At 71.0% G+C, this 25,964-nt stretch carries 22 protein-coding genes and 1 riboswitch; of the genes, 10 read left to right on the top strand and 12 right to left on the bottom strand.

Features of this window, described 5'->3' with window-relative positions; genetic code table 11:
* Positions 1-98: 98 nt before the first annotated feature.
* On the bottom strand, positions 99-1,682 hold the full coding sequence (locus E6R60_RS29585; protein ID WP_136329762.1) for a M4 family metallopeptidase: 1,584 nt from the start codon (positions 1,680-1,682) through the stop codon (positions 99-101).
* Positions 1,683-1,975: 293 nt separating this feature from the next.
* A complete protein-coding gene (locus E6R60_RS29580) occupies positions 1,976-2,551 on the bottom strand; it encodes a TerD family protein (protein WP_136329761.1) in 576 nt (191 codons plus the stop codon).
* 194 nt (positions 2,552-2,745) lie between these two features.
* Between E6R60_RS29580 and arfB the strand changes: the two genes are divergently transcribed.
* Complete coding sequence (gene arfB / locus E6R60_RS29575; protein WP_136329760.1) at positions 2,746-3,180, top strand: alternative ribosome rescue aminoacyl-tRNA hydrolase ArfB; 435 nt, start codon at positions 2,746-2,748, stop codon at positions 3,178-3,180.
* A gap of 220 nt (positions 3,181-3,400) precedes the next feature.
* Here arfB and E6R60_RS29570 read toward each other — a convergent pair whose 3' ends face one another.
* Positions 3,401-3,907, bottom strand: coding sequence for a flavin reductase family protein (locus E6R60_RS29570; RefSeq protein ID WP_136329759.1), 507 nt, complete (start codon positions 3,905-3,907; stop codon positions 3,401-3,403).
* Positions 3,908-4,282: 375 nt separating this feature from the next.
* Here E6R60_RS29570 and cdgB point away from each other — a divergent pair, with 375 nt between their 5' ends.
* Both cdgB and E6R60_RS29560 read left to right on the top strand, forming a co-directional pair.
* Positions 4,283-5,932: a diguanylate cyclase CdgB gene (gene cdgB / locus E6R60_RS29565; protein WP_136329758.1), complete on the top strand. Its 1,650-nt coding sequence runs from the start codon at positions 4,283-4,285 to the stop codon at positions 5,930-5,932.
* 153 nt (positions 5,933-6,085) lie between these two features.
* Positions 6,086-7,072, top strand: a complete 987-nt coding sequence (locus E6R60_RS29560; RefSeq protein ID WP_136329757.1) for a carbohydrate-binding protein — start codon at positions 6,086-6,088, stop codon at positions 7,070-7,072.
* 67 nt (positions 7,073-7,139) lie between these two features.
* On the opposite strand, the gene E6R60_RS29555 is transcribed toward E6R60_RS29560, so the two are convergent.
* The 5 genes from E6R60_RS29555 to E6R60_RS29535 form a co-directional block, all read right to left on the bottom strand.
* Positions 7,140-7,991: a class II fructose-bisphosphate aldolase gene (locus E6R60_RS29555; protein ID WP_136329756.1), complete on the bottom strand. Its 852-nt coding sequence runs from the start codon at positions 7,989-7,991 to the stop codon at positions 7,140-7,142.
* 60 nt (positions 7,992-8,051) lie between these two features.
* Positions 8,052-8,993, bottom strand: a complete 942-nt coding sequence (locus tag E6R60_RS29550; protein ID WP_136329755.1) for a 1-phosphofructokinase family hexose kinase — start codon at positions 8,991-8,993, stop codon at positions 8,052-8,054.
* A gap of 162 nt (positions 8,994-9,155) precedes the next feature.
* A complete protein-coding gene (gene nagA, locus E6R60_RS29545) occupies positions 9,156-10,313 on the bottom strand; it encodes an N-acetylglucosamine-6-phosphate deacetylase (RefSeq protein ID WP_136329754.1) in 1,158 nt (385 codons plus the stop codon).
* Entirely contained in the window at positions 10,313-11,245 is a 933-nt protein-coding gene (locus E6R60_RS29540; RefSeq protein ID WP_136329753.1) for an ROK family protein, read from the bottom strand. Before E6R60_RS29540 ends, nagA begins: the two co-directional genes overlap by 1 nt.
* Before the next feature lie 232 nt (positions 11,246-11,477).
* Complete coding sequence (locus E6R60_RS29535; RefSeq protein WP_136329752.1) at positions 11,478-12,386, bottom strand: sugar isomerase; 909 nt, start codon at positions 12,384-12,386, stop codon at positions 11,478-11,480.
* Positions 12,387-12,734: 348 nt separating this feature from the next.
* On the opposite strand from E6R60_RS29535, the gene E6R60_RS29530 reads away from it, so the two are divergent.
* From E6R60_RS29530 to otsB, 3 genes are all read left to right on the top strand, one after another.
* Positions 12,735-13,952 (top strand): extracellular solute-binding protein, encoded by a 1,218-nt coding sequence (locus E6R60_RS29530; RefSeq protein WP_168713699.1) that lies wholly within the window; start codon positions 12,735-12,737, stop codon positions 13,950-13,952.
* 67 nt (positions 13,953-14,019) lie between these two features.
* Positions 14,020-14,289: a DUF3263 domain-containing protein gene (locus E6R60_RS29525; RefSeq protein WP_136329751.1), complete on the top strand. Its 270-nt coding sequence runs from the start codon at positions 14,020-14,022 to the stop codon at positions 14,287-14,289.
* A 581-nt stretch (positions 14,290-14,870) separates the two neighbouring features.
* Entirely contained in the window at positions 14,871-15,725 is an 855-nt protein-coding gene (gene otsB / locus E6R60_RS29520; RefSeq protein ID WP_136329750.1) for a trehalose-phosphatase, read from the top strand.
* Here the strand turns inward: otsB and E6R60_RS29515 are convergent.
* Entirely contained in the window at positions 15,702-17,099 is a 1,398-nt protein-coding gene (locus tag E6R60_RS29515; protein WP_136329749.1) for a trehalose-6-phosphate synthase, read from the bottom strand. The two genes, otsB and E6R60_RS29515, sit on opposite strands and share 24 nt — an antisense overlap.
* A gap of 53 nt (positions 17,100-17,152) precedes the next feature.
* Complete coding sequence (locus E6R60_RS29510) at positions 17,153-18,100, bottom strand: glucosyl-3-phosphoglycerate synthase (RefSeq protein WP_136329748.1); 948 nt, start codon at positions 18,098-18,100, stop codon at positions 17,153-17,155.
* A gap of 152 nt (positions 18,101-18,252) precedes the next feature.
* A riboswitch (SAM riboswitch) is annotated at positions 18,253-18,379 on the top strand.
* 17 nt (positions 18,380-18,396) lie between these two features.
* On the opposite strand from E6R60_RS29510, the gene thrC reads away from it, so the two are divergent.
* From thrC to groL, 4 genes are all read left to right on the top strand, one after another.
* Positions 18,397-19,689, top strand: a complete 1,293-nt coding sequence (thrC, locus tag E6R60_RS29505) for a threonine synthase (RefSeq protein WP_136329747.1) — start codon at positions 18,397-18,399, stop codon at positions 19,687-19,689.
* Between the two features lie 28 nt (positions 19,690-19,717).
* Positions 19,718-19,996, top strand: coding sequence for a MoaD/ThiS family protein (locus tag E6R60_RS29500; RefSeq protein ID WP_136329746.1), 279 nt, complete (start codon positions 19,718-19,720; stop codon positions 19,994-19,996).
* Between the two features lie 506 nt (positions 19,997-20,502).
* Positions 20,503-20,709: a cold-shock protein gene (locus tag E6R60_RS29495; RefSeq protein ID WP_003967346.1), complete on the top strand. Its 207-nt coding sequence runs from the start codon at positions 20,503-20,505 to the stop codon at positions 20,707-20,709.
* 359 nt (positions 20,710-21,068) lie between these two features.
* Positions 21,069-22,694: a chaperonin GroEL gene (gene groL / locus E6R60_RS29490; RefSeq protein ID WP_123524516.1), complete on the top strand. Its 1,626-nt coding sequence runs from the start codon at positions 21,069-21,071 to the stop codon at positions 22,692-22,694.
* Positions 22,695-23,019: 325 nt separating this feature from the next.
* Here the strand turns inward: groL and E6R60_RS29485 are convergent, their stop codons facing one another.
* Both E6R60_RS29485 and E6R60_RS29480 read right to left on the bottom strand, forming a co-directional pair.
* Positions 23,020-24,819, bottom strand: a complete 1,800-nt coding sequence (locus tag E6R60_RS29485) for a DUF4157 domain-containing protein (RefSeq protein WP_136329745.1) — start codon at positions 24,817-24,819, stop codon at positions 23,020-23,022.
* Positions 24,820-24,928: 109 nt separating this feature from the next.
* Entirely contained in the window at positions 24,929-25,948 is a 1,020-nt protein-coding gene (locus E6R60_RS29480; RefSeq protein ID WP_136329744.1) for an aldo/keto reductase, read from the bottom strand.
* Positions 25,949-25,964 lie beyond the last annotated feature (16 nt).

Raw genomic sequence — 25,964 nt, 5'->3', positions numbered from 1 at the left:
CCGCGGTGGACGAGGGCGGACCGGCTCCGGTGGCGGTGCTGCGGAGCCGGTCCGCCGAGTGCGACGGCTGCCCGGCTCCGCATTCCGTACGGCAGGTGCTACTTGACGTTGACGCCGGTCCAGGCGGCGTCCACGGCCTTGAGTTCGGCGCTGTCCGCCCCGTACAGGTCGGTCGCCGCCTTCTCCGTCGCGACCCGGGCGGCCGCGTAGTCGGTGGTCGAGGTCATGTACTCGGAGAGGGCCTTGTACCAGATCTGGACCGCCTTGTCCCGGCCGATGCCGGTGACGGTGGAGCCGTCGGAGGTCGGGGAGTCGTAGTCCACGCCGTTGATGGTCTTCGCGCCGCTGCCCTCGGCCAGCAGGTAGAAGAAGTGGTTGGCGACGCCGGAGGAGTAGTGCACGTCCTGGTCGCCGACGCCGCTGCTCCAGTAGTCGGCCGAGCCGCCGTCCTTGCTGGGCTTGTCCATGTAACGCAGCGGGGTGCCGTCGCCGTTGATGTCGATCTTCTCGCCGATGAGGTAGTCGCCGACGTCGGTGGCGTTGTCGGCGAAGAACTCCACGGAGGTGCCGAGGATGTCGCTGGTCGCCTCGTTGAGGCCGCCGGACTCTCCGGCGTAGTCGAGGTTGGCGGTGGCGGCGGTCAGGCCGTGGCTCATCTCGTGGCCGGCGACGTCGAGGCCGGTGAGGGCGCTCTTGTTGTCGGCGCCGTCGCCGTAGGTCATGCAGAAGCAGCTGTCGTCCCAGAAGGCGTTGACGTACGCGTCGCCGTAGTGGACCCGGGAGTAGGCGGCCTTGCCGTCACCGGCGATGCCGTCGCGGCCGAGGGCCGACTTGTAGAAGTCCCAGGTCTTCGCGGCGCCGTAGTGGGCGTCGACCGCCGCGGTCTGGCGGTCGTTGCCCGTGCCGTCGCCCCAGGTGTCGTCGTCGTCGGTGACGAGGGTGCCGGTGCCGCTCTCGCCCTGCCCCAGGTCGTACGTCTTGTGGCCGCCGCGGTCGCCGTCCGTGAGCTCGAAGCCGGAACCGGCCGCGGTGGTGGAGAGGTCGACCTTGCCGCTGTACTGGCTGTTGCCGATACCGGCCGTCTCGACCGCCTCGTAGCTGTGCAGTTCCTTGCCCGTGGTGGCGTCCGTGATGATGTGCAGCCGGCTGGGCGTGCCGTCCTTCTGCACACCGGTCCTGACGGTCTCGAAGGCGAGCACGGGCGTGGTGCCGCGCGCCCAGATCACCTTGCGGGCGTTCGCCGCCGTCTTGATCTTCGCCGTCGTGGACGGCACGGATATCCGGGCCTTCGTCGCCTTGGTGACGCCCTTGAGCTTGCCGCTGCTCGCGGTGTGGGTGACGAGGTCGCCACCGAGGACGGGCAGGCCGGCGTAGGTGCGCTCGTAGCGCGTGTGGACCGTGCCGCCGGCATCCTTGATCACGTCACGGACGATCAGCTTCTCCTGGGAGCCGAGCCCCAGCGAGCCGGCCGCCGAAGGGGCTTCGGTCTGAGCCGACTTGATGGCGGTCGTGCGTGCGGAGGCGCTGTTGAAGGCGGGTGATGCGGAGCGGGGGGAGGCGGAGGAACCGTGGTCCGAGGCGCCCGGGGTGGCGTTCGCCGCACCGGTCTGCACTCCGACGACGACCATCGCGGCCACGGCGGCCAGGGCTGCGGCGCGACGGGTGTTCATGTGGGGGGTCATGCGTACTCCGTTGCTCGTTCCGTGGGGGGTTACGAGCAGGGAGCGTGCCACCGAATGACTAATTTTGACGGTGTGCCGACAATTACCTCACAATTCTTTGACCGTTTCTTGTCCGACTGGAAGACGTTCGTGTTCGCTATCCGGCGAAATTCCATCGATCGGACAACGCCGCGTGTACTGCGGCCCGTTGGGCGCGCTCAGTGGTATGCGGACACGGTCCCGAGGACATGCGGGAGCCCCCGGCCGCAGGACGTTCGGCCGGGGGCTCCTGTGTCAAGCGCAGGTGTCGGGCGTCAGAGGTTGACGCCGAAGTCCTGCGCGATGCCGCGCAGACCCGAGGCGTAACCCTGGCCCACGGCGCGGAACTTCCACTCCGCACCGTTGCGGTACAGCTCGCCGAAGACCATGGCGGTCTCGGTGGCGGCGTCCTCGCTCAGGTCGTAGCGCGCGATCTCGGCGCCGCCGGCCTGGTTGAGGATGCGGATGTAGGCGTTGCGCACCTGGCCGAAGTTCTGGCTGCGGGTCTCGGCGTCGTAGATCGACACCGGGAAGACGATCTTGTCGATGTCGGCCGGCAGGCCCGCCAGGTTGACGTTGATCTGCTCGTCGTCGCCCTCGCCCTCACCCGTGACGTTGTCACCGGTGTGCACGATGGTCTGGTCCGGCGTCGCCTTGTTGTTGAAGAAGACGAAGTGTGCGTCGGAGAAGACCTTGCCCGCCGCGTTGACCGCGATCGCCGAGGCGTCGAGGTCGAAGTCGGTGCCGGTGGTGGTACGGACGTCCCAGCCGAGGCCGACCGTGACGGCGGTGAGGCCGGGGGCCTCCTTGGTGAGGGAGACGTTGCCGCCCTTGGACAGGCTTACTGCCATGGGAAGTCCCTTTCATCTGTCATGTGCGGGCTTCGTGCCATCACGAAGCTACCGTCACAGTCCATAACGCAGGCAGGGCCCCGCGAGGTTCCTGCCGCCTTTACTTTCTTTACCGAAGTGATGACGGTGCGCGGGCAGACGGAGGAAGGGCCGGCGTCAAAAGGAGGTGACGAACCCCCGGTGGGCCGGGGAACATGGGTGTCATGTCCGGGCCCTATGTCATCCGCGGTGCGGTCTCCCTGCCGGAGGCCGAGCTCATGTGGCGTTTCTCGCGGTCCTCCGGGCCCGGCGGGCAACACGTCAACACCAGCGACTCCCAGGTGGAGCTGCGCTTCGACCTGGCGGCGACCGAGTCGCTGCCCGAGGTGTGGAAGGAGCGCGCGCTGGAACGGCTGGCGAACCGGCTGGTCAACGGCGTGGTGTCGGTCCGCTCCTCGGAGCACCGCTCGCAGTGGCGCAACCGGGAAACGGCCGCCGTGCGGCTCACGGCCCTGCTGGCCGAGGCGACCGCCCCGCCGCCCAAGGCGCGCGTGAAGCGCAAGATCCCTCGCGGGATCAACGAACGCAGGCTGCGGGAGAAGAAGCAGCGCGGCGACACCAAGCGCGGCCGCTCCGGCAGGGACTGGTAGCCGCCCGCCGCGTGGGAGCCGAGGCCGCTCCGGCCGCGGCCGGCGGTCACCCGCCGCCCTGCATCAAGGCCGCCGGGACCGGGGCCGCAGTCGTTCGCCGCCCCGAGCCGAGGCCGCTCCGGCCGGGACCGGGGTTCTGGCCTCCCGCCGCCCGGAGTCGAGGCACTCGCGCCGGGACTCTTAGTGCCGCCGCACCGCACCGCACGCCGGCCAGTCGGTCTCAGTCCAGCTGGCGGTAGCGCCCGCGGAAGTACGTCAGCGGGCCGCCGTCCCCGGTCGGCAGCTGCGCGCCGAGCACCCGGCCGATCACCAGCGTGTGGTCACCCGCCGTGATCCGCTGCTCCGTGCGGCACTCCAGCGTCGCCAGCGCCCCGCCGACCAGGGGTGCGGCGGTGACCTCTCCCCGTACGTACGGGATGTCCTCGAAGAGCAGCCGGTCGCTGATCCGGCCCTTCATGGCGAACCGTCCCGCGATGTGCCGCTGGCTCTCCGAGAGCACGGACACGGCCCACAGCGGCTGCTCCGCCAGCAAATCGTCCATCCGGGAGTCGTTGCGCACGCTCACCATGACCAGCGGCGGGTCGAGCGACACCGACATGAAGGCGGTCGCCGTCATGCCCACGTCCTCGCCGCGTCCGTGCTCGTCGAGCGGGGGCTCCTGCGCGGTGATCAGGACCACTCCGGCTGCCAGCCGGGCGAGGGCGCCGCGGAACTCGTCATTGCTCACCCCCTCAGCATGGGGGACGGCTTCGGTACGCGGGGTGGGGGGCTTCGTCTGCAACACACCGGGAACGCTAGCCGCGTACGGTGGTCCCCCGCATCGGGCCAAGGGACCAGCCGGGTCCTAGGACCGGTCGCCCCGGGCCGCCGACGACGGCGGGGATTTGCGTTTTGCGTTCAAGAAAAGGACGGACCGCTCAAGCGTGGCACTTCTGACCCTTCATCACCTGTTGTGACTTAAGTCACAGAGTGCAGTATTTGTTGACCCTGTGTACCGGGTGCACAGCTCACTGTGATTCAGTGGCCGTGACACTGCAGTCAGTACGTCAAGTACGTCGATATGAAATCTGGAGTGCTGTCGAGGTCTCGGGGAGTGCGAGCAATGGAGGCCGAGTCGGAGCCGTACGTCCGTCTTGCGACGATGCGGCAGTTGCACCAGGCCGTCGCCGATCTCAACACGGCGCGGAGCCTGGCCGACACACTGCAGACCGTCGCCGACGGAATCGTCGCCGGTCTCGGATACGAGCTTGCCTGCGTGAACCTCGTCCGTCCCGACGGTGATCTCGTCGTCGCCGCCTTCGCCGGCAACAGCGCCGCGGAGGCCCTCATCACCGGCCGTGTCGGCTCCCGTATCTCCTGGGAGCGCAGGCTGGCCATGGGCGAGGTCTGGGACGAGCTCCGCTTCATACCCCACACCGACGGCTGGGTCCTCCTCGACGACGACGTCCCGCAGTGGCACACCGAGGGCCCCGAGCCCCGCTTCGAGGACGAGTGGCACCCGCAGGACCGGCTCTACGCCCCGATGTACGCCTCGGGCGGCGGCAGCGACCTCCTCGGCGTCATATCCGTCGACCGCCCCCGCAACGGCCGCCGGCCCGGCGCCTGGGGCCGTGAGGCCCTCCAGATGTACGCCTCCCAGTCGGCCATTGCGATCAGCAACGCCAGACTCCGAGCAAACATGCAGCGCGCCCTGGTCCGCCTGGAGCGGGAACAGCAGGCGCTGCGGGCCAGCGAGGAATCCTTCCGCCAGGCCTTCGAGTACGCCCCCAGCGGCATGGCCATCGCCGAGATGGGCGGTGACCAGCACGGCAGGCTGCTGCGCACCAACGACGCCCTGTGCCGGCTCCTGGGCCGCCCCGCCTCGGTCCTGCGCCGCTACTCCTTCGCCGACCTGGTCCACCCCGAGGACATCGGCACCCTGCTCCGCACCTCCGCCGAGGGCGGCCGGGCCGAGCTCCGGCTGGGCCGCCGGGACGGCACCTATCTGTGGGTCTCCCTGCGCAACTCCGTCGTCGCGGACACCGCGGACGGCCCGCGCTTCCTCCTCACGCACGTGGAGGACATAGAGGAGCGCAAGCGGCACGAGCTGAACCTCGCGCACCGCGCCTCGCACGACGCCCTGACCGGGCTCCCCAACAGCGCGGAACTGCGGGCCCGGCTCAGCGCCCGGCTGTGCGAGCGCCCGCACGCGGTGGCGTCGACCGACGTGCAGGCGCTGGACGCGGCGTACGGCGATGTGGACGAGGCCCGGATGCACGGCTACCCCGCCGAGGGCTTCGACGCCGGCCGGGGCGTCGGACCGTACGACCACCATGTGCATTCCGTCGCACCGGACACGGGGAACGACGACGGCTCGAAGGGGCTCGCGGTCCTCTTCTGCGACCTCGACGGCTTCAAGTCGATCAACGACCGCTTCGGGCACCACACGGGTGACGCGGTTCTCATCGAGGTCGCCCGTCGGCTCACCACGTGTGTCCGGGACGGTGACACCGTCGCCCGGCTCGGGGGTGACGAATTCGTCGTTCTCGCGGACGGTCTGGGGAACGCGGACGCCGCGGACCTGGCCGTACGCCTGCGTAACGCCATCATTCCGCCCATTCGGGTCGACGGCCGGGCGGTGCGCGTCGGGGCGAGTTTCGGTATCGGCTGGGCGGCCTGCGGGATGACGGCCGAAGAGGTGCTGCGCTCCGCCGACCAGCGGATGTACGTCGAGAAACGGTCCCGTTCCAAGGTTCACCGCAGAGCCGGCTGACGTTCGCCGCGCCGTGGTTCCGCGGGCACGCGGCTCCTCGGGTCCCCGCTTCCGGCAATTCTTGGCGTGCTCCGTTCGGGGTAGGCTCGGCCGGTCGGCGACGACTGGCGATATTCGGCGACGGCTGGCGACATGGTGAGGAGTGACCCAGGGATGGCCGGGAACAACGGCGCGAGCACACCCGAGGACGACGATCCGTTCGGCTACCTCTACGAGGACGGGCAGGCAGCCGGTGCGCAGCCGCCGGGACAGGGCGGCTACGGCTACCCGGGACCCGCCGCGCAGCCGGGAGTGCCCCGGACCTCGTACAACCAGGTGCGGACCGTCGGTGAGCGCCAGTACGGCCAGGTGCCGCCGCAGCAGGCGTACGGGCAGCCCCAGGCGCCGTACGGTCAGCCGCGCGCCCCGTACGGCCAGCCGAGCGCCCAGTACGCGGCCCCGGAGACGTATCCCGGTGGAGCCACCGCGCAGGTGCCGCACCAGGGCGGCCGCGGCAGTGGCGGCGACCCCGGCCGGGGCGGTCCCAACACCAAGGGCCTGCTGATCGCGGCGGTCGCGGTGGTCGCGGTCGTGCTCATCGGCATCGGTGTCGCGCTGATGACGGACGACGACGGCAAGGACAAGAACAAGGCCGAGGCCACGTCCTCCTCCGGCCCGGCCGGTGAGGTGGAGCAGTCGCCGACGCCGAAGCAGAGCGCGAGCTCCGACGCCCCGGCGGAACTGCCGAAGCAGGACGCGGCGTCTCTGAAGCTCGGCGGCGACGCGGCGCTCGACAACACCGTCAAGGGCGCCAAGAGCAACAACGGGCAGTACATCAACCTCAACGCCGTGGGCAGGTCCGCGACCTGGTCCGTCGACGTGCCGGAGGCCGGCGAGTACACGCTGTTCGTGACGTACGGGGTGCCCGGCAAGGACGCCAAGACGTCCCTCACCGTCAACGCCGAGGCCCCGCGCTCCATCAACATGACGAACTTCGCCCAGGCGCCCGAGGGCGATCTGGAGAAGGGGTGGACGACGACGTACGCCTACGTCAACCTCACCAAGGGGCAGAACACTCTGATGATCTCCTGCAACGAGGGCGACCAGTGTGACGCCAACCTGGACCAGCTGTCCCTGAAGGCCGGTCACCAGGGGCGCTGACCCGTCCTGCCCTCACGCCTGCGCGTTCCGGCCCCCTCGCCCTGCGGCGAGGGGGCCGGTCCGTTGATCAGCCCATCAGGGCCAGGAAGCCGGCCACCGTCGCGGCCATCGCCTCGCGGCCGGGAGCGAGGTACTTGCGCGGGTCCACGCCCGTGGTGTGCGCGGCCAGGTGGGCGCGCACGGCCCCGGTGAACGCGGTGTTCAGCGCCGTTCCCACGTTGATCTTGACCATGCCGGAGGACGCGACGGCCCGGCGGATCTCCTCGTCGGGGACGCCGCTGGAGCCGTGCAGCACCAGCGGGACGGGGACGGCGTCGCGGAGCCGGCCGATCAGCTCGTGGTCCAGGGCGGCGGTGCGCTCGGTCATGGCGTGCGAGGAGCCGACGGCGACGGCCAGGGCGTCGACGCCGGTGGCGCGGACGTACGCGGCGGCCTCGGCCGGGTCGGTGCGGACGCCCGGGGCGTGGGCGTCGAGGGGGGCCTCGCCCTCCTTGCCGCCGACCTTGCCGAGCTCGGCCTCGATCCAGACGCCGCGCTCGTGCCCCCAGGCGACCGCCGCGGCGGTGGCCCGCACGTTCTCCTCGTAACCCAGCTTGGAGGCGTCGAACATCACCGAGCCGAAGCCCTCGTCGTGGGCCCGGTGCAGCAGTTCCACGGACTCGACGTGGTCGAGGTGCAGGGCGAGCGGGGCGTCCGAGGCGCGGGCCACGGCGGCGGCCGCGGCGGCGATGGGGGCGAGCCGGCCGCCGTGGAACTTCACGGCGTTCTCGGAGATCTGGAGGATGGCGGGGGCGCCGGCGCGCTCGGCGCCGGCGGCGATGGCCTCGGCGTGTTCCAGCGTGATGACGTTGAAGGCGGCGATCCCGCGTCCCCGCGCCTGGGCGGCGGAGACGAGTTCACCGGTGCTGACGAGCGGCATGCTGACCTCTGTGGCTTCCTCGGGCCCCGGCGGGCGGGTCCCGCTGGGGGCGCGGCGCTCTCAGGCCGCGTCTGCGTGTTTCTCGATACCGACGCGCGGCAGCAGCTCCTCGTACGCCGCACGGTCGAAGTCACCGGCGGTGGGCGAGAGCACGGTCGCCGTCGACAGGGCCACCGCCCGTCGCAGCCGGTCGGGCCAGTCCAGGCCCTCCACGAGTCCGGACAGCAGCCCGGCCACCGCGGAATCACCGGCTCCGGTCGGATTGCCCTTCACGGCCGCGGGCGGGCTCGCCTGCCAGGTGCCGTCGGGGGAGACCGCCAGCATGCCGTCGGGCCCCAGCGAGGCGATGACCCCGTGGGCCCCGCGGCGGCGGGCGTCCCGGGCCCCGCGCAGGGGTTCGCGGGCGCCGGTGAGCTGGGCGAGCTCGTCGGCGTTCGGCTTGATCAGGTCGGGGCGGGCGGCGATGCCCCGGCGCAGCGGTTCGCCGCTGGTGTCCAGGAGGGCGGGGACCCCGGCGGCGCGGGCGAGGCGGACCAGCTCGGCATACGCGCCGACGTGGATGCCGGGCGGCAGGCTGCCGCACAGGGCGACGGCGTCGGCGGCCCCGAGCAGTTCGCCGTACGAGCTGAGGAAGACGGCCCACTCGTCGGCGGTGACGTGCGGTCCGGGTTCGTTGAACTGGGTGGTGTCCCCGGTGGCGCGGTCCACGACGGCCAGGGTGCGGCGGGTGTCGCCGGCCACGGGCACGAGCGCGTCGGTGACGGCCGCGGGACCGGAGGGGAGTGCGGCGAGCCGTTCGCGCAGGACGGCTCCGGTGGTGCCTCCGGCGAAGCCGGTGACGACGCTGTCGTGGCCGAGGGCGGCGAGGACTCGGGCGACGTTGACGCCCTTGCCGCCGGGGCGCTCGGAGAAGTCGGTGACGCGGTGGCTGGTGTGCGGGACGAGCGCCGGCACGCCGTACGTCAGGTCGAGCGCCGTGTTCAGCGTGACCGTGAGGATCACCTCGGCTGCCCCCTCGATCCGTGTGGAGCGCGGATCCCTTGCCAGAACGCGCTTTCCCTGCTGGTTTCCCAGGTGATCATGCCAAAGAGACGGCGGTCGGCCCAGACGTCGGGGTCAACCGCCGTCTCTTCGTTACGCGGAGCGCGGGGGACACGTGCGGATTCAGCGGGTCTGCGGCGGCCGGACGATCCACTCGCCCCGGCGCATGACGCCCGTGAGCCGGAAGTCCTCGTCCAGGACGACGAGGTCGGCGTCCTTGCCGGGCTCCAGGGACCCGACCCGGTCGTACACGCCGAGGAGCCGGGCCGGGTTGGCGGAGATGGACTGCACCACGTCGCCCACCGGGATCCGGTCGATGGTGACGGCCCGGTGGAACGCGGTGTCCAGGGTGAGGGTGGAGCCCGCGATGGAGCCGCCCTCGACGAGCCGGGCGACGCCGTCCTCCACGTCGACGGCGAGCGGGCCGAGCTGGTAGCGGCCGTCGCCGAAACCGGCCGCGTCCATGGCGTCGGTGATCAGCGCGACGCGGTGCGCGCCCGCGTGGTGGTAGGCGAGCTCCAGGGCGGCCGGGTGCAGATGCGTGCCGTCGTTGATGAGCTCGACGGTGATCCGCTCGTCCTCCAGGAGGGCGGCGATGGGGCCGGGTGCGCGGTGGCCCAGGGCCGGCATCGCGTTGAACAGGTGCGTGGCGACGGTGGCGCCGGCGTCGATGGCCTCGACGGTCTGCTCGTACGTGGCGTCCGTGTGCCCGATCGCGGCGATGACGCCGTGCTCGGCGAGCAGCCGTACGGAGTCGATGCCTCCGGGCAGTTCGGTGGCGAGGGTGAACATCTTCGCGGTGCCGCGCGCGGCGTCCATCAGCTTGCGGACCTCGGCCGGGTCCGGGTGGCGCAGCAGGCCCTCGCTGTGGGCGCCCTTGCGGCACGGGGAGATGAAGGGGCCCTCGAAGTGGATGCCGGCCAGGTCGCCCTGTTCGACCAGTTCGGAGAGGATGCCGGCGCGTTCGGCGAGGAAGTCCATCTCGCCGGTGACGGTGGAGGCGACCAGGGTGGTGGTGCCGTGCTCGCGGTGGGTGCGGACGCCGGTGAGGACCTCGTCCACGGTGCCGGAGGTGAAGGACGCGCCGCCGCCGCCGTGGTTGTGCATGTCCACGAAGCCGGGAACGATCCAGTGGCCGGACAGGTCGATGGCCGGGGCGCCCTCCGCCGTGCTTCCGGCGATGCGGGCGCCTTCGACGATCACCCGGCCGTTCTCGACGGTGCCGGTGGGGAGTACCACCCGGCCACCTGCGAGAACGGTGCTGTCTGCGCGTCCGGCCATCAGGCGGATACCTCCGTGGAGAGAAGATCCCAGGCGAGCAGCCCTGCGCCCAGGCATCCGGCGGTGTCCCCGAGGGCCGCCGGGACGATGTGGGGCAGCTTCTGGAACGTGACGCGTTCCTCGACGGCCGCACGGAGTGGTGTGAACAAGGTTTCCCCGGCCTCGGCGAGACCGCCACCGATGATGAGGGTGCGGGGGTCGAGCAGGGTGAGCGCGGTGACGAGTCCGGCCGCGAGCGCGTCGACGGCGTCGCTCCAGACCCCGACGGCCTTCGGGTCGCCCGATTCGACGGCCTTGGCGCAGTCGGCGGCGTCGGCCTTCGCGTCGCCGGAGGCCTCCGCCCAGGCACGGCTGACCGCGCCCGCGGAGGCCAGCGTCTCGAGGCAGCCGCGCTGGCCGCAGGGGCAGTCCGGGCCGTCCGGCCGGATCACGATGTGGCCGATCTCGCCCGCGTAGCCGTGGGCGCCCGCCTCGATCGCGCCGGCGATGCCGATGGCTCCGGCGATCCCGGTCCCGAGCGGCACGAACAGGAAGCGGTCGGCGCCCTTGCCGGCACCGATCCGGCCCTCGGCGAGCCCGCCGGTCCTGACGTCGTGGCCGAGGGCCACGGGTACGCCGCCGAGCCGTTCGCCGAGGAGTCGGCGCATGGGTACGTCGCGCCAGCCCAGGTTCGCCGCGTAGACGGCGATCCCGTTCACGGCGTCGACGATGCCGGGCACCGCGACGCCGGCCGCGAGAGCGCTCGCGCCGAAGTGCTCCTGGCCGTACGCGCGCAGGTCCGCGGCGAAGCCGAGAACCGACTCCACGACGGCGTCGGGGCCCCGCTCTCTGCCGGTCGCGCGCCGCGCCTCGTACAGCAGGGTGCCGTCGGCCCCGACCAGTGCGGCCTTCATTCCGGTGCCGCCCACATCGAGGGCGATGACGTGTTTCACGGGAAACAGTTTCGCCCGGCGAAGGCAAAAGGTCTAGTCCACTATCGCTGTTTGTTGCGCATCCATACAAAAGCGGGGGCGCAACCGGCGGCAAGCGGTGGCAACCGGCGGCTACCGGGGCCAACCGGCACGACCGGCGACAGTGAGGACGCCCGTCGCCGTGCGGAGCGGCCGCGCAGGACGCCGGAGTCCGGCGGGCGGCGGCACGACGGGCCGCCCGCCGGCGACGGCGCTACTCCGGAAGGATCACGCTGCGCGACAGGTTGCGGGGATGGTCCGGGTCGTAGCCCTTCGACTCCGCGAGGACCACGGCGAGCCGCTGCGCCCGGATGAGGTCGGCCATCGGGTCCGCCGACCGGTGGGCCACGAGCGTCCCGCCGACCGCGGCGACCTCACCGGCGAGCCCCTCGGGCAGCGGGCCGAAGACCCAGGCCACCCGGTTCGGGCCGGTGATCGCGATCGGGCCGTGCCGGTACTCCATCGCGGGGTACGACTCCGTCCAGGCGCCCGCGGCCTCACGCATCTTCAGCCCGGCCTCCTGTGCCAGGCCGTACGTCCAGCCACGCCCGAGGAACGTCCACTGCTCGGCCGCCACCACCGCCTCGTCCAGCGGCTCGGTCACCGCCAGCTCCGCGTCGACGGCGGCCTCGGCGACCGTCTTCACTCCGGCCGGGAGCGGTCCCGCCGCCTCCAGGCCGGCCCGCAGGAAGGCGAGCGCGGTGGTGGCGAACCGGGTCTGGACGACCGACTCCTCGTCCGCCCAGTCCAGTACGGCCACGGTGTCGGCGGCCTCCATGACCGGCGTCTTCGGGTCGGCGGTCAGCGCGACGGTGGCCGTCCTGCCGCGCAGCTCCCCCAGCAGCGCCAGCACCTCGCTCGTCGTACCGGAGCGGGTGATCGCCACGACCCGGTCGTACGTCCGGCCGGCGGGGAACTCCGACGAGGCGTACGCGTCCGTCTCGCCCTGCCCGGCCGCCTCCCGCAGCGCCGCGTAGGCGATGGCCATGAACCAGGAGGTGCCGCACCCGGTCACGGCGACCCGCTCGCCCGGACGCGGCAGCCCCTCGAAGGCCGCACCCGCCTCTGCGGCGCGGCGCCAGCTGCTGGGCTGGGTGGCGATTTCTGCTGCGGTACGGGACATGCTGGACGGCTCCTTGCGGCTGGGCGGTGGCTGGGGCGGCCCGGTGGCACCGGGTGCGTGCGGACGCGCCCGACAGGGCGGAGACGGGGTACGGAACAGGGCGGGACGGGGCCAGGTGCTGCCCGGCCGAGACCTCCTTAGCAGTCGCTCCACGTCCCGTGCAATGCTGCTGTGCTGCGGAAGCGATACCCCGGTGGTGTAGACCTCCTGCCCGGAGTGGTGCAAAATCGCAGCTCACCCGTAGGGCCCATGCGGACATGGGTGCCACGGGTGACGTAATCAACGAGGACGGACTGAGCTGTGCAGCGGCGTTACTTGGGACTGACGGCGGCTGTCGCCGCACTGGGGATGACGGCCACGCTGGCGGGCTGTGGCGGCGGCGCCGGCTCGGGCGACGTCACGCTCAAACTGGTCGCGGCCGACTACGGCACCGGTGAGGCCAACAAGTCGCAGACGTACTGGGACGACGTCGCCCGGAGCTTCGAGGCGTCCCACCCCGGGATCAAGGTGGACGTGACCGTCTACCCGTGGACGGACGTCGACCGCAAGGTCGCCGAGATGGTGAAGGCCGGGAACGCCCCGGACATCGCGCAGATCGGCGCGTACGCGGACTACGCCAAGGCCGGCAAGCTCTACTCCGCCGACCAGATGCTCAGCATCCCGACCCAGGCCAACTTCCTGCCGAAGCTCGCGGACGCCGGACGGGTGAGCCGCATCCAGTACGGGCTGCCGTTCGTGGCCAGCACCCGGCTGCTCTTCTACAACAAGGACCTCTTCGCCGGGGCGGGCATCAAGGCCCCGAAGACCTGGGACGACATAGCCGCCGACGCCGCGGCACTCAAGCAGCGCGGGGTGAAGTACCCGTTCGCGCTGCCGCTCGGCCAGGAGGAGTCCCAGGCCGAGACCCTGATGTGGCTGCTCAGCGGCGGCGGTGGCTACACCGACGACGTCGGCTCGTACGACATCGACTCGGTCGACAACGTCAGGACGTTCAACTGGCTGAAGTCGAACCTCGTCGACAAGGGGCTCGTCGGCCCCGTCGCCCCCGGCAAGCTCGACCGGGCCAAGGCCTTCGCGGCGTTCACCAAGGGCGACGTCGGCATGCTCAACGGCCACCCGACCTTGATGGAAGAAGCCCAGAAGCAGGGCGTCGACGTGGGTATGGTGAAGCTGCCCGGCGCCGACGGCCCCACCGAGGGGTCGATGGGCGTCGCCGACTGGATCATGGGGTTCAAGCAGAACGGCCACCGGATCGAGATGGGCAAGTTCTTCGACTTCATGTTCAGCGACAAGAACGTGATCGAGTTCGCCGACAAGTACGACCTGCTGCCGGTCACCGACTCCGCCTCGGCGTCGATGGAGAGCGACCCCAAGTTCAAGCCGCTGCGGAAGTTCCTGGCAGCGCTGTCCAGCGCGGAGTTCTACCCGTTCGGCAAGACGTCCTGGGCCCAGGCCAGCGAGTCGATCAAGGAGAACATCGGCAAGGCGGTCGAGCCGGGCGCCAACCCGGAGAGCGTGCTCCAGCACATCGCGCAGGAGTCCACGGCGGCGGAGACCGCGGAGTAGCGGCCCGCGGGCACGGTCCGCCGGCCGGCGCCCCACGACCCGCGGACCGCGCCATATATTGGCTGATATGACCGCCCTCCCCCCGAACGGCCCCGACGAGCCCGCCCCTCCCGCCGGACTCTCCGACCGGGACCGCGCGGTCCTGGCGGTCGAGCGGCAGTCGTGGGCCGGGCCGGGGGCGAAGGAGCGGGCGATCAGGGAACAGCTCGGCATGTCCCCGACCCGCTACTACCAACTCCTGAACGCCCTGCTGGACGACCGGCGCGCCCTGGAGGCGGACCCGGTGACGGTGAACCGCCTGCGCCGCGTGCGTGAGGCCCGCCGCGGACGCCGATGACCTCGGGGCGCTGCGCGACCGCCGGCGCCCCTGCACGCTGCGGCGCGCCGGGTTCGGGAGGTGCGGCGCGGCCGCCGGAGCTCCCGGGGCTCCGCCCCGAACCCCGCGCCTCAATCGCCGGCGGGGCTGGGTGCGTCGTGGGCGACCGCGCACAGCGGTGCCCGCCGGGTGTGCGTCAAGCCCCATACGGGCAAACCCAAGCGCAGCCGGGCAACACCGGCGCAGTCAGGGCAGAGCCCAGCCTGGTAGATGCGGGCGCGGGCGGGGGCGGGCCCAGCGGGGTAAATGCGGGCAGGGGCGGGCCCAGCCGGGGTAAATCCAAGCGCGGGGCAGGCCAGAGCCAAGCCGGGCCAATTCAAGCCCCTCCGGCGATTGAGGAGCGGGGTCCGGGGCAGCGCCCCGGGAGCACCCGCGCCCGACGGCCCCCCGCCCCGGGAGCACCCGCGCCCGACGGCCCCCCGCCCCGGGAGCACCCGCGCCCGGAAGGTCCCGCCCCTCCCGGGGGTAACCGCCCCCCGGGAGCACCGCACTCGCACCCCGCCCCGGCACCGCGTCCAGGCCACCGCCTATAGGCTCGGGGCATGGGCAGCACTCCGCACACCCCGCCCCTGCCGGCTCCGACCACCCCCGCCGGCCAGGAGGGCCTCGCCGCGCTTCTCGCGCGGCCCGACCGCGCCGTCATCGCGCTCGATTTCGACGGCACGCTCGCCGACATCGTCCCCGACCCCGAACAGGCCCGCGCCCACCCCGGCACCGTCGAGGCGCTGGCCGCGCTCGCCCCCAAGGTGGCGTCGATCGCCGTGATCACCGGCCGCCCGGCCGGTGTCGCGGTCCGCTACGGCGGCTTCGCCGGCGTCGAGGGGCTGGACCGGCTCGTCGTCCTGGGCCACTACGGCGCCGAACGGTGGGACGCCGTCTCCGGCACCGTCCAGGCCCCAGCCCCGCACCCCGGCGTCGCCGCCGCGCGGGCCGAACTCCCCGGCGTACTGGACAGGTTCGACTCCTGGCACGGCACCTGGATAGAGGAGAAGGGGCAGGCGCTCGCCGTCCACACCCGCCGCGCCGCCGACCCGCAGGCCGCCTTCGACGCCCTGCGCGGCCCCCTGGGCGAGCTCGCCGCCCGCCACGGGCTGATCGTCGAACCGGGCCGCCTGGTTCTGGAGTTGCGGCCCCCCGGCATGGACAAGGGCGTCGCCCTCACCCGGTACGTGCAGGAGACCGGCGCCGCGTCCGTGCTGTACGCGGGCGACGACCTGGGCGACCTCGCCGCGTACGCCGCCGTCGACAAACTGCGCACCGAGGGCCCCGAGGGCACCCCCGGCCTGCTGGTCTGCAGCGGCGCGGAAGTGCCCGAACTGGCCGAGCGCGCCGACCTGTCGCTGCCCGGCCCGGGAGCCGTCGTCGCGTTCCTGTCAGCCCTGGCGCAGCGCCTCTAGCTGGTCCAGGAACCACTGCTGCGGCGGCAGCGCGGTGGCCGCCGCGGCCAGCCGCTCCGTGCGGGCCGTCCGCTCGTCGTCCGCCATCGTCAGCGCCTCGTGGAGGGCCGCGGCGGTGGCGGACACGTCGTACGGGTTCACCGTGATCGCGTCGGCGCCCAGCTCCTCGTACGCCCCCGCCTCCCGCGACAGCACCAGCGCGCAGCCGGCGTCGGAGACGACCGGGACCTCCTTGGCGACGAGGTTCATCCCGTCGCGGATCGGGTTGACGAGCGCCACGTCCGCCAGCCGGTACGCCGCGAGCGAGCGGGCGAAGTCGTCCTTGACGTGGAGGACGACCGGGGTCCAGTCCGCCGTCCCGTACGTCTTGTTGATCCCTTCGGCGACGCGCTGCACCTCGGCCGTGTACTCCCGGTAGACCGCCAGGTCCTGCCGCGAGGGGTAGGCGAACGCGATGTGGGCGACGCGCCCGCGCCATTCGGGCCGCTCGTCGAGCAGGGCCCGGTAGGCGTGCAGGCCGCGGACGATGTTCTTGGAGAGTTCCGTACGGTCCACCCGCACGATCGTCTTCCGGCCCGGGCCCACCTGCTCCCGCAGCGCCGCCATCCGCTCGTCCACATCCGGCTCGTGGGCGCGGCGGCGCAGGAAGTCCGCGTCGGCGCCGAGGCCGTGCACCCCGATCCGGGTGCGGCCGGTGCCGCCGAGGATCTCCGTGCAGCAGCCGATGAACGCGTCGGCCCAGCGGCGGGTCAGGAAGGCCGCCCGGTCGGCGCCGAGGATGCCGCGGAGCAGCTTCTCGGCGATGTCGTCGGGCAGCAGCCGGAAGTAGTCGACGGGCGCCCACGGGGTGTGGGAGAAGTGGCCGATGCGCAGGTCGGGGCGGAGTTCGCGGAGTATGCCGGGCACCAGCGACAGGTGGTAGTCCTGCACGAGGACGGCCGCGCCCTCGCCCGCCTCCTCGGCGAGCGCCTCGGCGAAGGCCCGGTTGTACGTCTCGAAGGACGCCCACTGCCGGCGGAACTCCGCGTCGAAGACGGGCTCGACGGGCGTCTGGTAGAGCAGGTGGTGGACGAACCACAGCACCGAGTTGGCGATGCCGTTGTACGCGTCGGCGTGCACGTCCGCGTCGATGTCGAGCATCCGGACGCCCGGCTCGCCGACCCCGCGCCGCACCGCCTCCCGGTCACCTTCCCCGAGGGCGGCGCAGACCCACATCTTGTCGTCCACGGCGCTCAGTCCGGAGACGAGTCCGCCCCCGCCGCGCTTGGCGTCGAGGGAACCGTCCTCGCGCAGCGCGTACGAGACGGGGCCGCGGTTGGACGCGACGAGTACCTGGGCAGCGGGCTGGGGGGTGTGGGCGTGCTCGGAGACCATGGGCGGAATCTAGCCCGATCACGAACCGCCCAAACGTGCGAAGTCAGACCGGCTCAGGCCGCGCGGCGTGAAACGTACTCCTCGATCTCGCACATCGGCGGCCGCTCCTCGGTGTCCACCGGGTAGGTGTGCGGGACGAAGCCGTGCTCGCCGCGCTCGAACTGGGTGATCGACGGACGGACCAGAGGGCCGCGGGAGAGGCGGAGTTGGGCGGTCCGGTAGATGGTGGCCGCCATCCGGCCGAGCGCCTGGCCGTCCTGGTGGCGGTGCTTCCTCACGCCGACGTCCACCTGGGCGAGGGCGTCCAGGCCGACGGTGTGCAGGGAGTCGACGAGCAGGCCCAACTCCACTCCGTAACCGACCGGGAACGGGAGGCGCTCCAGCAGCGAGCGGCGCACGGCGTACTCGCCGCCGAGGGGCTGGACGAAGCCGGCCAGCTGGGGCCAGTGCAGATTGAGCAGCGGGCGTGCCACCATCTCGGTGACCCGGCCGCCCTGAGCAGTGGTTCCGTCGAGCGGGCGGTCGTACATCGCCTTGACGAACTGCACCGGGGGATCGGTGAGCAGCGGGCCCACGGTGCCGGAGACGAAGTCGGCCGAGAAGTCCTTCAGATCCGCGTCGATGAAGCAGACGATGTCGCCGCTCGTCACCAGGAGTGACCGCCACAGCACCTCGCCCTTCCCGGGGACGGCGGGTATGCGGGGCAGGATCGCGTCCCGGTGGACCACCCGGGCGCCGGCCCGGCGGGCGACCTCCCCGGTGGCGTCCGTGGAACCGGAATCGATGACCACGAGCTCGTCGACCAGCCGGACCTTCTCCATGAGCTCGCGCCGGATCGTCGTGACGATGTCCCCGACCGTCTCCGCCTCGTTCAGCGCGGGCAGCACCACGCTCACGCGCGAGCCGTGCGCCTCGTTCCTGGCGTCCAGCAGACGGTCCAGCGGACGGTCGTCGGCCGACCAGGAACGCCTGGTCAGCCAGCGTTCGACCTCTTCGAGCACGGTCGATACTCCCTGTATGTGATCCATCTCGCGGTACGGACGACTATCTCAACAGTCCGGTGCTTCGGTTACAGTCTGAACAACGCGGACGACCCTCGCATGCCGGGGTCGGTACGCCGATAAACGCCTGGATCCATGGTCCAGTGCCATAGCGCTCATCCAGAGGGACAGAGGGAACGGCCCGTTGAAGTCCCGGCAACCCTCCCGCCGACCGCGAGGTCAGGTGGGGAAGGTGCCAATTCCGTCTCGTGACGAAATGCGTCGCGAGGAAGATGAGGAGAAAGGGCCTCGCCATCATGGCTGTTGAGACTGTTGCAGCACACACCGAATCTTCCGTGGACCTCGGTCCCGCCGCGGCGCTTTCCTGCCGCGAATGCGGAGAGCGATTCGCACTCGGTCCCATTTTCGCCTGCGCCTCGTGTTTCGGGCCGCTCGAAGTGGCATACGACCTGCCGAGCGGCTCCCCGGACGAGCTGAAGAAGCGCATCGAGGCAGGACCGGACAACATCTGGCGCTACGCGCCGCTGCTGCCGGTCCCCTCCGACGTCGCTGACAAGCCCAACCTCAACCCCGGCTTCACCAAGCTGGTCAAGGCCGACAACCTCGCCCGCGAGCTGGGCGTCACCGGCGGCCTGTACGTCAAGGACGACTCCGGGAACCCGACGCACTCCTTCAAGGACCGCGTCGTCGCGATCGCCGTCGAGGCCGCCCGCGCCTTCGGATTCACCACCCTCTCCTGCTCCTCCACCGGCAACCTCGCCGGCGCCGTGGGCGCCGCCGCCGCCCGGGCCGGCCTGCGCTCGTGCGTGTTCATCCCGCACGACCTGGAGCAGGGCAAGGTCGTCATGGCCGCGGTGTACGGCGGCGAGCTGGTCGGCATCGAGGGCAACTACGACGACGTCAACCGCTTCTGCTCCGAGCTCATCGGCGACCCGCTCGGCGAGGGCTGGGGCTTCGTCAACGTCAACCTGCGCCCGTACTACGGCGAGGGCTCCAAGACCCTGGCGTACGAGATCTGCGAACAGCTCGGCTGGCAGCTGCCCGACCAGATCGTCATCCCCATCGCGTCCGGCTCGCAGCTCACGAAGATCGACAAGGGCCTCCAGGAGCTGATCAAGCTCGGCCTGGTCGAGGACAGGCCGTACAAGATCTTCGGCGCCCAGGCCGAGGGCTGCTCCCCGGTCTCCGCGGCCTTCAAGGCCGGTCACGACGTCGTCCGGCCGCAGAAGCCGAACACGATCGCCAAGTCCCTGGCGATCGGCAATCCGGCCGACGGCCCGTACGTCCTGGACATCGCCCGCCGCACCGGCGGCGCCGTCGAGGACGTCAACGACGAGCAGGTCGTCGACGCGATCAAGCTGCTGGCCCGCACCGAGGGCATCTTCGCCGAGACGGCGGGCGGGGTGACGGTCGGCGTGACGAAGAAGCTGATCGACGCCGGCGTGCTCGACCCGACGCTCACCACCGTCGTCCTGAACACCGGTGACGGCCTCAAGACGCTGGACGCCGTGGCGGCCACCTCGCAGGCCAGTGCCACGATCCGCCCGAGCCTGGAGGCCTTCCGCGCCGCGGGCCTCGCCACCAGCTGACCACCCGACACCAGGAAGGGCACCCACCATGAGCGTCAAGGTCCGTATCCCCACCATCCTCCGCACCTACACGGGCGGCCAGGCCGAGGTCCCGGCCGAGGGCGCGACCCTCTCCCAGGTCATCGAGTCCCTGGAGAAGGACCACCCGGGCATCGCCGCCCGCGTCCTGGACGACCAGGGCAAGCTGCGCCGCTTCGTGAACGTGTACGTCAACGACGACGACGTGCGCTTCGAGGGGGGCCTTGACGCGGTCACGCCGGACGGCGCCGGCGTCTCGATCATCCCGGCCGTCGCCGGCGGCTGCTGAGCCGCGGGCGCAGACCCTCTCGTTCGGATCAGGCCGGGCTCGCGGGGTCCGGCCTGATCCAGACGAAAGGACCTGCCCTTCACGGGGCGGGTCCGACTTCACCGTGTCACCGGAGTTGCCCCCTCTGCGAGAGAAGCGGAGGGGGCAATTCTGCATGGTTGAGCGCGGTACAGTGTGGGAAGTCCCCTCCGCTGCCCGTGCCGCCCGCATATGAGAATGCGCCCGGCCACGACAAGATGCAGCCAAAGTCGCTGAGCTCCTTGCGCCATAAGTCACCTTTGCCTGGCCCGACTTGCCCAGGAATCCCCTCACTTCCCCGCATTCGGGCGATCGATGCTGCTCAGAATTCTCGTCCGATTGACCTGTTGCAGAGGGCAGTTGGGCAGATACATTCGGCCGCGGTCGACGCGTTCCGGCGCACGAGCCCTCTCCTGTCGGAGGGTGAGTTCTGACCCGGGCCCGCGAAGTGCGGTCCTGTGCAAGGGCCAGTAATAGGGGAGTTAGGCATGGCTCAGGGCACCGTCAAGTGGTTCAACGCGGAGAAGGGGTACGGCTTCATCGCGGTCGACGGTGGTGCGGATGTTTTCGTCCACTACAGCGCGATCCAGATGGACGGATACCGCACCCTCGAAGAGGGTCAGCGAGTTGAATTCGAGATCTCGCAGGGCCAGAAGGGGCCCCAGGCCGACATGGTCAAGCTCGCCGTCGGCTGAGCCCGGCCAGCCGCCGCACAGCCGGCCGACGTCACTACTCACGCACGAAGGGTCCGTACCCCTGGGGTACGGACCCTTCCTGCGTCCCGGGGGCGCCGCGGCGGGGGCGTGCTCGTGTCCGCGGGTGCTTGCGCGTCCCGCTCGGCCGCTGTCCACACTCCGAGGGCGACGCTTGCACTCTCGGGGGTCGAGTGCTAATTATTGGCTTAGCACTCTCTGGGTGAGAGTGACAGAAACTTGGACCGGGCCGGTGAGGCCCGCAGGTCTCCGGGGCAAGGAACCGGCAGACACGCAGGCCGTCCGTCGCGGGCGCCTCTCGGTCCGGAGAAATCCACCCCTGTCCGGGAGGACCACTTCATATGGCCAAGATCATCGCCTTCGACGAGGAGGCCCGGCGCGGTCTTGAGCGCGGCATGAACCAGCTCGCCGACGCCGTCAAGGTCACCCTCGGCCCCAAGGGCCGCAACGTCGTCCTTGAGAAGAAGTGGGGCGCCCCCACGATCACCAACGATGGTGTTTCCATCGCCAAGGAGATCGAGCTGGAGGACCCGTACGAGAAGATCGGTGCGGAGCTGGTCAAGGAGGTCGCCAAGAAGACGGACGACGTCGCCGGCGACGGTACGACCACCGCCACCGTTCTCGCTCAGGCGCTCGTCCGCGAGGGTCTTCGCAACGTGGCCGCGGGTGCGAACCCGATGGCTCTCAAGCGGGGCATCGAGAAGGCCGTCGAGGCCGTCTCCGCCGCCCTCCTGGAGCAGGCCAAGGACGTGGAGACCAAGGAGCAGATCGCTTCGACGGCCTCCATCTCCGCCGCCGACACCCAGATCGGCGAGCTCATCGCCGAGGCCATGGACAAGGTCGGCAAGGAAGGCGTCATCACCGTCGAGGAGTCCCAGACCTTCGGTCTGGAGCTGGAGCTCACGGAGGGCATGCGCTTCGACAAGGGCTACATCTCGGCGTACTTCGCCACGGACATGGAGCGCATGGAGTCGTCCCTCGACGACCCGTACATCCTGATCGTGAACTCGAAGATCAGCAACGTGAAGGACCTCCTTCCGCTGCTCGAGAAGGTCATGCAGTCCGGCAAGCCGCTGCTGATCATCGCCGAGGACGTCGAGGGCGAGGCCCTGTCGACCCTGGTCGTCAACAAGATCCGTGGCACCTTCAAGTCCGTCGCCGTCAAGGCTCCGGGCTTCGGTGACCGCCGCAAGGCCATGCTCGGCGACATCGCCATCCTCACCGGTGGCACCGTCATCTCCGAAGAGGTCGGCCTCAAGCTGGAGAACGCCGGTCTCGACCTGCTCGGCCGCGCCCGCAAGGTCGTCATCACCAAGGACGAGACGACGATCGTCGACGGCGCCGGTGACAGCGACCAGGTCCAGGGCCGCGTCAACCAGATCCGTGCCGAGATCGAGAACTCCGACTCGGACTACGACCGCGAGAAGCTCCAGGAGCGCCTCGCGAAGCTGGCCGGCGGCGTGGCCGTCATCAAGGCCGGCGCCGCGACCGAGGTCGAGCTCAAGGAGCGCAAGCACCGCATCGAGGACGCGGTGCGCAACGCCAAGGCCGCCGTCGAGGAGGGCATCGTCGCCGGTGGTGGCGTGGCTCTGCTCCAGGCCTCGGCCGTCTTCGAGAAGCTCGAGCTCTCGGGTGACGAGGCGACCGGCGCCAACGCCGTCAAGCTGGCGCTGGAGGCCCCGCTCAAGCAGATCGCCGTCAACGGTGGTCTCGAGGGTGGCGTCGTCGTCGAGAAGGTGCGCAACCTGCCGATCGGTCACGGCCTCAACGCCGCGACCGGCGAGTACGTCGACATGATCGCCGAGGGCATTCTCGACCCGGCGAAGGTCACGCGCTCCGCCCTGCAGAACGCCGCGTCCATCGCCGCGCTCTTCCTCACCACCGAGGCCGTCATCGCCGACAAGCCGGAGAAGGCCGCTGCCGGCGGCGCTCCGGGCGGCATGCCGGGCGGTGACATGGACTTCTGATCCTGACGGATCGGTAGTTCTCGCACAGCAGTTCACGACACCGGCCCCCGGGGATGCGTCCCCGGGGGCCGGTGTCGTCGAACGTTGCGCTCACGGTGACGCGCTCGGGCACGGCCCACCGTCCGGCGGCCTTCCGCCCCTGTGCCGCCGCACGGCCCACCGTCAGGCGGCCCTCTGCCCCCATGCCGCTCCACCCGCACCTGCGGCCCCAGCGGGAACGTCAGGAGCTCACCCGCTCCGGCCGCCCCGGCGGGAACCTCAGGAGTTCCACCCGCACCTGCGGCCCCGGCGGGAACGCCAGGACGCCCGGCGCGGCCACGAACCCCTAACCCAGCGCCTCCACGACGACGCGGGGGAGGAAGGTGGAGGTCGGGACGCGGACCTGCTGGCAGTAGTCCGACAGTTTCATTCCGGAGGCGTCCGTATCGAGCTTCCGGTTCTGGTAGATGTTCTTCTTCACCCGGTACCGTCCGGTCGCGGTTTCCTCGGCGGGGACCGATCCCGCGTACCCGGGCAGGGTGAGGGACCCGTTGTCGAACTCTCCGCCCGCGGGCAGATCGAATTCCACGTCCCCGCCGACCGCCTGGGCGTTGGGCAGGAGTTTGGCGAGTGCCACCTTGTCCTTCGTGACGACCGTCTCCTGCGCCGTGTTCAGCTTGATGTAGAGGAACGACCCCTTGATCTCCAAGGGGCTGATCGGCTCTCCGAAGTAGAAGAACTTCGTCTTCTCCTCGTTCTGGGAGATCCCGGTGTACCTCCCCTTCGCGACGTCGTCCATCCGCATCATGAAGTAGGTGTAGTCCCGCATGTGGTCCCGGCCCAATGCGACGGCCAGCCGGTCCACTTCACCCACCGACGTCACCTCGGTCCAGGCCGAGGCGTCGAACGGGCGCGGGGTGGCGTTCACGGTGATGCGCAGGATGTCGTGCAGGAGCCGGGTCTGCTTCTTCTTGTCCCGGGCCGCGTTCGCGGCCTTCAACTCGTCTCCCAGGGCGATGAGATCCGCGAACCGGTCGCCGAGCGGTGAGAAGGCCTGGCCGTCGTAGTCCGTGTCCTCCCCATGACCGGTCGGTTCCGCGCGGATGCTGGTGTTGGGCCCGAGGAACTGATTGCCGCCCTGCCACTCGTAGAAGGCGTAGCGGATCTCGTTGAGGTTGTTCCCCAGGAACTCGGCCTTGTCGCCCCCGCCCGGCTTGACCAGTGCGGCGCGGAACCTCTTCCTGAAATCGTCCCGGTTCATGTGCGGCGGAATCTCGACCTTCAGATTCGCCAGCATCGTGTCGGTGATCTCTTCGGGAACGGCTTCGCGCAGCAGGACCGCCCGCTTCCCGGGGTCCACGGAGTCCAGTGCCCCGGTCAGCTGGGAGTGCGCGACGACGTGGTGCGCGGTCAGCTCCCACCCGTTGTGCGCGCCGCCGGAGGCGTGGGGGTTGTCGCTGCGCATCCGCTGCACGGACGGATCGCCGGAGCCGGGCGAGGCGGTCGTCGCCTCCGCCGCTTCACGAACCGGGGCACTGCCGGACAGGACGCGCCTCGCCTGTGCCTCCGCCTCGCGCTCGAACCGGTCGGAAGGGTCGGAGACCCGGAGACCGCCGCCGTTGTCGGTGCCGCTCACCGGGCCTTGGCGCTGCTGGATGACGTGGGTCAGCTCGTGCGCCAGCGTGTGCCGGTCGCCCCCGCCGTCGCCCAGCACGATGTGGTTCCCCGAGGTGTACGCGCGGGCCCCGATCTCGGCGGCGGAGGTGCGGGCCGCGCCGTCCCTGTGGACGCGTACATCGGCGAAATCCGCGCCGAACCGGGCCTCCATGTCCGTACGGGTCCCGCTGTCCAGGGGCTGCCCGGCGGAGCGCAGCACGTCGTGGACGGCGGAACGCTGTACGTCGTGGGCGGCGGCGGGCGGCCCGGACACCTGCCCGCCCTCGCGCTGATGCGCCTCCTCGGCCCCGGGGTGGCCCGCCTGCCGCAGCAGCTGGACCAGGGCCGCGTTCCCCGCCGCCCGGGGAAGCGGGAACAGCCCGTGCGGGGCGGCGCTCCCTTCCCTCTCCGACGCCTGCGGAGGCTTGCGCGCCGCCGGACGCTCGGTCTCGACGCCGTCGTGGGCGGGCTTGGAGGCGTGCGGGCGCATCCGGGTGACCTTCCGGGCTGGGCGGAGCGAACCTTTCCTGTATACCCGGGGGGTACGGGAGGGGGCCAGGTCCCTTGGGGCAGAGAGCGTTGCCCGGCGGGGCGGGGTGTCAGCGGCGTCGGAGCCCCGGGTCGAGCAGCGCGGGCGGGGTGTCGTTCTTCTCGTGCGCGGCCAGGTCGGTGCCGGGAGCGACGATCGCGTCGATCGCGTCCAGCACGTCGGCGGAGAGCACGGTATCGGCGGCGGCGAGCTGTGTGTGCAGGTGGTCCAGGGTGCGGGGACCGATGAGCGCGCCGGTCACGGCGGGATGCGCGGTCACGAATCCGAGCGCGAGCTGGATCAGGGTCAGGCCCGCCTCGTCCGCGACGGTGGCCAACTGCTCCACGGCGTCGAGCCTGGCCCGGTTGGAGGGGATGGCGGTGTCGAAGCGTTGCGGCATGAACGTGGAGCGGCTGGTGGTCACCTCGCGGCCTTCGCGGATCGCGCCCGACAGCCAGCCCGATGCCAACGGGCTCCACACCAGCACGCCGAGCCCGTACTGCTCGGCCACGGGCAGCACGTCGCCTTCGATGCCGCGCTGCAGGATCGAGTAGCTCGGCTGCTCGGTGACATAGCGGCTCAGGTGGTGCTCGCGAGCTGCCGACTGGGCCTGCACGATGCGGTAGGCGGGGAACGTGGAAGAGCCGAAGTAGCGGATCTTCCCGGCACGTTGGAGGTCGGTCAACGCCGACAGCGTCTCCTCGTCGCCGGTGCGCGGGTCCCACCGGTGGATCTGGTAGAGATCGACGTGGTCGACACCGAGACGGCGCAGGCTGTTGTCCAGCGCGGTGGTCAGCCAGCGGCGCGAACCGCCCCGGTGGTTGCGCTCGTCGCCCATCGGGAGGCCCGCTTTCGTGGCCAGCACGATGTCGTCGCGGCGACCGGCGATGGCCTTGCCCACCAGCTCTTCCGACTCTCCGTTGCTGTATACGTCGGCGGTGTCGATGAGGTTGACGCCGCTCTCGACAGCGGCGTCGACGAGGGCGGTGACCTCGTCCTGCGTGGTGCGTCCCATCGTGCCGAAGTTCATCGCGCCGAGCGCGAGGGAGCTGACCTGCAGACCGGTACGGCCCAAGGTGCGGTACTGCATGACGATGTTCCTCCGT

It is taken from the genome of Streptomyces sp. A0642 (assembly GCF_004795105.1).
In the GTDB taxonomy this organism is placed as follows: Bacteria; Actinomycetota; Actinomycetes; order Streptomycetales; family Streptomycetaceae; genus Streptomyces.
This window is presented reverse-complemented; position numbering and strand designations above follow the sequence as displayed.